Raw genomic sequence first — 8,401 nt, forward strand, 5'->3', positions numbered from 1 at the left:
CAGTTTACCTCATTTTATTTATTCAAAGGAACATATTGCTATGATTAGAACCGTTATTGACAAAGTTTTTGGTACCAAAAGCGAACGCGACCTTAAAAAAATCCAACATTACGTAGACGACGCCAACAAATTCACCGCCGAGTTTGAAAAATTATCGGACGAACAGTTAAAAGCCAAAACCCAGGAATTTAAAAACCGCCTGGCCCAGGGCGAAACGCTGGACCAGCTGCTGCCCGAAGCTTTTGCGGTGGTGCGTCTGGCGGCCCAGCGCGTCATCGGCCTGCGCCCGTACGACGTGCAGATGCTGGGCGGCATTGTATTGCATCAGGGCAAAATCGCCGAGATGGGCACCGGTGAAGGTAAAACGCTGGTGGCCGTACTGCCCTCCTACTTAAACGGTCTGACCGGGAAGGGCGTGCATGTGGTAACCGTCAACGATTACCTCGCCCGCCGCGACCGCGAATGGATGGGCCCGATTCACGAATTTTTAGGTCTCACCGTAGGCTACATCAACCACGATATGGACAACGCCGGCCGCCGCGAAATGTACGCCAAAGACATCACCTACGTTACCAATAACGAGCTGGGCTTTGACTACCTGCGCGACAATATGGTCATCAACCGCGAGGACCGCGTCCTGCGTCCGCTGAACTATTGTATCGTGGACGAAGTGGACTCCATTTTAATTGACGAAGCCCGCACCCCGCTTATTATTTCCGGTCCGTCCGAGCAAAGCACGGACAAATACTATATCGTCAACCGCCTGATTCCGGCGCTGAAAGTGCGTCTGATTACGGAAAAAGACGAAGTAAAAGCCAAATACGAAGGCACGAAATTGGACGAAGGCGTGGACGCCATTATTGACGAAAAAGCCCACACCGCCACGCTGACCGAAACGGGTATCGCCAAGGCCGAAAAATTCTTAAACGTGGCCAACCTTTACAACGATGTGGAATCCGAATGGGTGCATCACATCAACCAGGCCCTGCGCGCGCATCATCTGTACGAGCGCGACGTGGATTATGTAATTAAAGACGGCGAAGTCATCATCGTGGACGAATTTACCGGCCGCCTGATGCCGGGCCGCCGCTGGAGCGACGGACTGCACCAGGCCGTGGAAGCCAAAGAAGGCCTGCAAATTAAAGAAGAAAACCAGACGCTGGCCACCATCACGTTCCAGAACTTTTTTAAACTGTATAAAAAACTCTCCGGCATGACGGGCACCGCCATGACCGAAGCCAACGAGTTCTGGCAGATTTATAAGTTAGACGTCGTGGAAATCCGCCCCAACCGCCCTTCCAAACGCAAAGACTTCCCGGACCTCGTCTATCTGACGGAGCGCGAAAAATTCGCGGCCATCGTGGAAGAAGTGGAAGAGCTTTGGAAGAAAGGCACCCCCGTGCTGGTGGGTACGCGCTCTATTGAAAAGTCGGAAAAGCTCAGCCATATGCTGCGCGCCAAAGGCATTCCGCATAAAGTGTTAAACGCCAAATATCACGAGATGGAAGCGCAAATCATCAGCCAGGCGGGCCGCAAAGGCGCCGTTACCATCGCCACCAATATGGCCGGCCGCGGTACGGACATTGTGCTCGGCGGAAGCCCGGCGGACCCGGACGAACAGGCGCAGATTGTGGAGCTGGGCGGCCTGCACGTTATCGGCAGCGAGCGGCACGAGTCGCGCCGTATTGACAACCAGCTGCGCGGCCGCTGCGCCCGCCAGGGAGACCCCGGCTGTTCCCGCTTTTACATTTCGCTGGACGACGAACTGATGCGTCTGTTCGCCAACACCACAAAAATCGCTTCCGTTTTAAATACGCTGGGTATGAAAGAGGGCGAAGCCATTGAATCGCGCCTGATGACGCGCCAGATTGAGGGCGCCCAGCGCATGGTGGAAGGCCGCAACTTTGACATCCGCAAACAGCTGCTGGATTACGATAAAGTGATGAACCAGCAGCGCACCGCCATCTACGGCCTGCGCAACGCGATTTTGGACGGCGAAAATATGACCGAAAAATCCATGCAGATGATGGAAGAAGTGGTGGACGAACTGGTGGAAAAATACTATCATCCGTCCCACCCGCAGCAGACGGATTTTGAGGCGTTAAACGTCAACCTGCGCAACCTCTTCCCGGCCGATTTCAAATACACCGCCGAAAACGCGGGCCGCAAATCCCACGACGCGCTGGTGGACGAAATTATGGCCCAGGTGAAAGATTTGTATCACGCCCGCGTGTTGTATTTTACCGAGCAGGGCATTAACTTCGCCGAAATTGAGCGGATGCTTTTGCTGCAAATTATTGACAATGCGTGGAAACAAAACCTGTACGAGCTGGACCAGCTGCAAAACAGCGTCAGCCTGCGCGGCTACGCCCAGAAGGACCCGCTTATTGAGTATCAGAAAGAATCGTACAAGCTGTATTCGTCTATGCTTAACCGCGTACGCGATTTGATGGTCAGCTATATTTTCCGCCTCCAGCTGCCGCCCCGCCGCACCCCGGCCGAGCGCGCGCAGGCGGCCGCCGCCAAAAACCCGGACCGGAACGCTCCCGCGCCCAAAAATATCGGGCGCAACGACCCGTGCCCGTGCGGAAGCGGCAAGAAATATAAGAAGTGCTGCGGAGCCAATTTATGAAAAAAATAAAGGAGTTGGTGCTCCTGGTGTGCGCCTTGGGCGCGCTGGGGCTTATTCCCGTATTTTTAAGCAAAGACAAACCGATTGAAGTGTCGCTTCCTTCGCTCAGCGCCGAGGAAATGGCCGCCAAAGAAGCCCAGCAGCAAAAAGCTGCGCAGGCTTCCGCCGCCAAAGCCAAGGTGCGCCGGATGTTCCGCTGCGAAGTGAACGAGGACTGTATCATCGTAGACCAGGACCCGTGCGGCTGTCTGGTGGGGCCGGAAGGCGTGGTGGCCATTAACGCGCAATATACGCTGGATTTCAATAAACTGCAATCCAACCTGGTGGCTAAGGCCTGCCCGGAAGGGGAGCCTTCCCGGGAAAGGGAGTGCAGCCCGGACGCCGCGGCCGTGTGCCTGGAAGGCGTTTGTAAAATAGCTTATTAAGGGGCCGTATGCGGGATTTCAGGCAAAGCATTACCGAACAGGACGCCCAAAAGAAAAAACCGTTTGGGGCGCGTGTGAAAACCTGGCTGTTGGGGCTGGGCCGGTGGTGCTTTTTGGCGGTGTGTTCGCTGGGGACGGCGTGGCTGGTGTACGCCAGCTATCCGAATATTTCCCGCCACGCGCTGGCCTGGTTCGCCCTGGCGCCGTTTATTTGGGGAGTGACCAAAACCAAGGGGTTTTGGTCTTCTTTTTTCTACAGCTGGTTCACGGCCGTTTTGTTCAACGCCGGCATTTTTTACTGGATTTATTACACCTGTTTGCACGGGGGCGGCCTTTCGCAGGGGCTGTCCGCCGCGGCGTGGCTGGGGCTTTCGGCCCTGCTGGGCCTGCAGTTTGCCCTGTTTGGCGGGAGCTGTTATTTTCTTAAAAAAACGGGTGATTTTTTCCCGCTTTTGGCGGCCTGCGGTTTTGTGGCCTGGGAATGGGTGCATCAGACGCTGGCTTTTTACGGGCTGGGCTTCCCGTGGATGATGCTCGGCTACACGCAGTGGAACGCGCCGCAGATGCTGCAAATCGCTTCTTTTACCGGGGTGTACGGCGTAAGTTTTGCCGTGGCGTTTACGGGCGCCAGCCTGGGGTGGGCTTTTGCCGTGCGCGGCGTAAAAAACGGCGTGGTGCATATGTGTCTGGCCGCCGCCGTATTTTTAAGCCTGTATGCGTACGGGCATTATTCGTTGCCTTCCCGCTCCGGCCGCCCGGGCCAGCCGCTTTTAAGTTTAAACGCGGCGCTTATCCAGCCCAATATAGACCAATACAAAAAATGGAGCCCGGAATTTGAAACGGAAATTACGGACACCCTGACGGAAATGGGCCAGTCGCTTGAAGGCGAAGACGTAATGCTGACCGTCTGGCCGGAAAGCGCGGTGCCCGGCTCGCTGACGGACGAAACCTATTTAACTTTATTTGAAGATATCGCCACCCGCACGGATTCCTACCAGTTTATCGGCTCCAATGTGGAGGAAGACGGCAAACAATATGTGGGCGCGTATTTAATGGCCCCCAACCGCGACGAACTGCAAAGCTACCGCAAAATAAAACTGGTTCCGTTCGGCGAATATATCCCGCTGGAAGGCCTGGTGCGCGCGGCGTTTAAAAACGTGGCGGTATTGGGCGAGCTGGGCGTATTTACCCCCGGCCCGCGCGGGCAGAAGCCGCTTGATTTGTCCGGCGTGAGCGTGGGCGGCACGATTTGCTACGAATCTATTTATCCGCAGCTGTGGCTGAGCCAGAACCGCCAGGGCGCCAAATTTTTCGTCAACGTCACCAACGACGCGTGGTTTTTTGACACCGCCGCCCCGTACCAGCACTTAGCCGTTAACGTACTGCGCGCGGTGGAGACGGGCCGCCCGGTGCTGCGCGCGGCGAATACGGGCTTCTCGGCGTTTATTGACCCGTTCGGCCGCATTGAAAAACAGTCCGGCCTGTTTACGCGCGAAATCCTGCGCTCCGCCGTGCCGCTGCCGGTGGGAGAGATGCGGAATTTCTACACGCAGTGGGGGGACTGGTTCGCGTGGCTGTGCGCGGCGCTGTATTTTACCCTGCTTATTTCCACGATGGTTTTTGCTTATGAATAACATTGAATTTAAAGACGTAGAACAACAGCTGGAAAATCTTTCCGCGCGTATCGCCAAGATTGAATCTATTGACGATATCGCCGGCAAAAAAACACAACTCGCCGCGCTGGAAGCGCAGTCGGCGGAGCCTTCGTTTTGGAACGACACCAAAAAAGCCAAAGACGTAAGCCGCCAGATTGATTTGCTTAAAAATTCCATTGAAACGTTCCACGTTTTGCGGAAAAAAATAGAAGACGACCGCGCCCTGTTTGAGCTCTGCAAAGAAATGCAGGACGAAAACGAACTGGCCGCGCTGGCCGCTTCCCTTCAGGATACCGAAAAACACGTGGCGCAGAAAGAGGGCGAGATCCGCCTGTCGGACCCGAACGACAAGCTAAACGCCATTTTAACCATTCACGCCGGGGCCGGCGGCACCGAATCGTGCGACTGGGCGCAAATGCTGGTGCGTATGTACACGCGCTGGGCCGAACAGCACGGGTTTAAATTCTCGGTGCTGGACGCGCAGCCCGGCGACGAAGCCGGCATCAAAACGCTTTCCGCCATGGTGGAAGGCCCGTTCGCTTACGGTTATTTAAAAGGCGAAAACGGCGTGCACCGCCTGGTGCGCGTTTCCCCGTTTGACGCCAACGCCCGCCGCCACACGTCTTTTGCGTCGTGCGACGTACTGCCGGATATTGACGAAGACATCAATATAGAAATCCCGGAAAAAGACATCCAGCTGGAAACCTCCCGCGCGGGCGGCCACGGCGGGCAGAACGTCAACAAAGTGGAATCGGCCGTGCGCCTGCTGCATATTCCCACGGGCATCGTGGTGTCCTGCCGCATTGAGCGCAGCCAGCTGCAAAACCGCCAGACCGCGATGAAAATGCTGAAGGCCAAACTCTACGAAATGGAAATGGATAAAAAACGCGGCGAAGCCGAAAAACGCTACGGCCAGAAGGGCGAAATCGCCTGGGGGCATCAAATCCGCTCGTATGTGTTTATGCCGTACCAGCTGGTAAAAGACCTGCGCAGCGGGTATGAAACCTCGCAGATAAACGCCGTGATGGACGGCGATTTGGACCCGTTTATTTTCGCGTTTCTCAACCACGAAGCCGAGCATAAAAAATAATGAAAACCGGTTTGTACATCCACCTCCCGTTCTGCAAACAGAAGTGCAATTATTGCGATTTCGCTTCGTTCGCCGGGCGGGAGTCTTTGATACCCGCCTATTTAAACGCCCTGGACAAAGAGGCCGCGGCCGCTCCCGTTAAAATTTGCGAAACCTTATATGTCGGCGGCGGCACGCCAAGCCTGCTGTCCGCCGAAGAACTGGGGAATTTATGCGAACTTATCCGCCGGAATTTTGGCGCCGTTTCGGCTTTTGAAGAAAGTACGCTGGAAGCCAACCCCGAAAGCCTGACCCCCGAAAAAATCCGCGTGTTAAAAGACGCGGGTTTTAACCGTTTAAGCGTCGGCCTGCAAAGTTTTAACGATGAAGAACTCAAGACGCTGGGCCGTGTGCACAGCGCGCGGGATTTTTTAGCGGCGTATAACGCCGCGCGGCGGGGCGGGTTTGAAAACATCAATGTGGATTTAATCGCCGGCCTGCCGGGGCAGACGCTGGCCGGTTTTTTGCGCAGTTTGGAACAGCTCCTGGCGCTTCGGCCGGAACATTTGTCGGTGTACGGATTACAGATTGAAGAAGGCACTCCTTTTTTTGAGCGCGGAATCGTGTGCGACCAGCCGTTAATGCGCCGCATGCTGGAAGAAACGCACGCGCGGCTGACCGCCGCCGGATACCATCATTACGAGATTTCCAATTTTGCCCTGCCGGGCCGCGAAGCCAAGCACAATACCCATTATTGGAACAACGGGGATTACGTCGGGCTGGGCAGTGCGGCGGCCTCGTACCTGGGCGGCGTGCGCCGGCAAAACACGGCGGACGTATGCGCGTATATCCGCCGGACGGAAGAGGGGAAATCCGCCGTGGAGTTTTCCGAAAAACTGGAAGGCAAAGCACGCGAAGGGGAAAATTTGATGCTGGCTTTTCGCAAGCTGGACGGGGTGGAACTTTCTGCCGTGCAGGAAGCTTTTTTCGGGCGCGAGATTGAAAAACATCTTAAAAACGGTCTTTTAGAACGTGACGGAAAAAAGGTAAAATTATCTTTTGAGGGGCTGTTTCTCGCGAATGAAGTTTTTTCCGGCTTTGTGGCCCCGTTTGAGGAAGAATGAATATTACTCCCGTACATACCGCCGTTTTTAAAGAGCGCGAAGACCTGGCCGCGTTTATCGTGCGCCATATTCCTTCCGTGCCGGAAGAAACGGTGCTGACGGTTTCTTCCAAGCTGGTCGGCCTTTGGAAAGGGCTGACTGCGGCGTATAAAAACCGCGAACAGAAAGAAGAGCTGATTGTACGCGAAAGCGACGCGGCTTTAAAAACGCCGCTTGCGTGGCTGACGATTAAAAACGGAATGGTAATGACCAACGCCGGGATTGACGAGTCCAACGCCGACGGAAAGCTGATTTTGCTCCCGGCGGACTGTTACGCCTGCGCGGCGGAACTGCGCGTGCAATTGCAAACGGCGTGGAGTGTGCGAGACCTTGGGGTGATTATTACAGACAGTATGATTTTGCCGCTTCGCGCGGGGATTATCGGCGCGGCGGTGGCGTATGCGGGGTTTAAAGGCGTGAAAGATTTGCGCGGCAGGCCGGATATTTTCGGCAGGAAACTGGGTGTAACGCTGGTGGACGCGGCCGACGCGCTGGCCGCCGCCTGCGCGCTGACGATGGGCGAGGCGGACGAACGGCGCCCGCTGTGCCTGGTGCGGGATGCGCCCGTGGAATTTGCCGACGCGGCGGACCCGGACGAAATAAAATATCCGCCGCAGGACGATTTGTATGCGCCGCTTTTAAAAGCGGTTAAACTGATTAAGTAACAGGAGAACCTCATGATTAAAAATATGGCAGCAGAGTTTAAGAAGTTTATTATGCGCGGCAGCGTGATTGATATGGCGGTTGGTATCATCATCGGCGGCGCATTTACAAAGATCGTAAACTCCATGGTGGCGGATATTATGATGCCTCCCCTGGGTTTGCTTTTGGGCAAGGTGGATTTTTCCAACTGGTTTGTAGTGATTAAACAAGGCGCGACGGAAGGGCCGTACGCTTCTTTGGCCGCCGCCCAGGCTGCCGGCGCCACCACGCTTAACATCGGTACGTTTTTAAACGCGGTAATCAGCTTTTTAATCGTGGCGTTTTGTATCTTTCTTTTGATTAAAGGCATCAATAAATTAAACACACACAAAGAAGAAGCCGCCCCCGCTCCCACGACGAAAAAATGCCCCTATTGCTGCACCGACATCCCGCTGGAAGCCACCCGCTGCCCCAACTGCACTTCCGAACTGAAATAAGCGGACGGCGTAATTTTTATAAACGGGCTGAAGAAAATTCTTCAGTCCGTTTTTTGTTGGGAGGCGCGGGAAATATATTTCTTGCGGACTGCCAAACCTTCGGGAATGAAGCCCTTGCCAGCGAGCCCCGCGACTGCCCGGCAGGTACGCCCGTTTTGTCGTTTTATGCAGGTCTTAGCCGTGTTGTTGCCGTTGTGGTTCCGGCCTTAGCCCGTCTATAAAATCCGTTTTACGCGGGAGAAGCGTTTTATTTGTTTGAGCGGGGTAGCGAGTTGTAAAACGCGCCGCGTAAAACTGGATTTTATGGGCATTGGCCGG

General features: G+C 55.1%; 7 protein-coding genes. All 7 read left to right on the plus strand.

Annotated elements, in window-relative coordinates; translation table 11 throughout:
- Positions 1–40 precede the first annotated feature (40 nt).
- The 7 genes from secA to mscL are packed head-to-tail and all read left to right on the plus strand — an operon-like array spanning position 41 to position 8,083.
- Positions 41–2,632: a preprotein translocase subunit SecA gene (secA, locus tag ACQY36_RS04790; protein WP_428078075.1), complete on the plus strand. Its 2,592-nt coding sequence runs from the start codon at positions 41–43 to the stop codon at positions 2,630–2,632.
- Complete coding sequence (locus tag ACQY36_RS04795; RefSeq protein WP_428072047.1) at positions 2,629–3,057, plus strand: hypothetical protein; 429 nt, start codon at positions 2,629–2,631, stop codon at positions 3,055–3,057. Before secA ends, ACQY36_RS04795 begins: the two co-directional genes overlap by 4 nt.
- An 8-nt stretch (positions 3,058–3,065) precedes the next feature.
- Positions 3,066–4,691: an apolipoprotein N-acyltransferase gene (lnt, locus tag ACQY36_RS04800; RefSeq protein ID WP_428078077.1), complete on the plus strand. Its 1,626-nt coding sequence runs from the start codon at positions 3,066–3,068 to the stop codon at positions 4,689–4,691.
- Positions 4,684–5,802, plus strand: coding sequence for a peptide chain release factor 2 (gene prfB, locus ACQY36_RS04805; protein WP_428057256.1), 1,119 nt, complete (start codon positions 4,684–4,686; stop codon positions 5,800–5,802). The genes lnt and prfB overlap by 8 nt, the downstream gene beginning before the upstream one ends.
- The gene (gene hemW, locus ACQY36_RS04810) at positions 5,802–6,905 is read left to right on the plus strand and encodes a radical SAM family heme chaperone HemW (protein WP_428072045.1); all 1,104 of its coding nucleotides are present in this window, start codon (positions 5,802–5,804) and stop codon (positions 6,903–6,905) included. Before prfB ends, hemW begins: the two co-directional genes overlap by 1 nt.
- Positions 6,902–7,609: a coenzyme F420-0:L-glutamate ligase gene (locus ACQY36_RS04815; protein WP_428078079.1), complete on the plus strand. Its 708-nt coding sequence runs from the start codon at positions 6,902–6,904 to the stop codon at positions 7,607–7,609. The genes hemW and ACQY36_RS04815 overlap by 4 nt, the downstream gene beginning before the upstream one ends.
- A 24-nt stretch (positions 7,610–7,633) precedes the next feature.
- Entirely contained in the window at positions 7,634–8,083 is a 450-nt protein-coding gene (gene mscL / locus ACQY36_RS04820; protein ID WP_428057314.1) for a large conductance mechanosensitive channel protein MscL, read from the plus strand.
- Positions 8,084–8,401: the final 318 nt, after the last annotated feature.

The sequence above is a fragment of the Candidatus Avelusimicrobium alvi genome (assembly GCF_958451995.1).
In the GTDB taxonomy this organism is placed as follows: Bacteria; Elusimicrobiota; Elusimicrobia; order Elusimicrobiales; family Elusimicrobiaceae; genus Avelusimicrobium; species Avelusimicrobium alvi.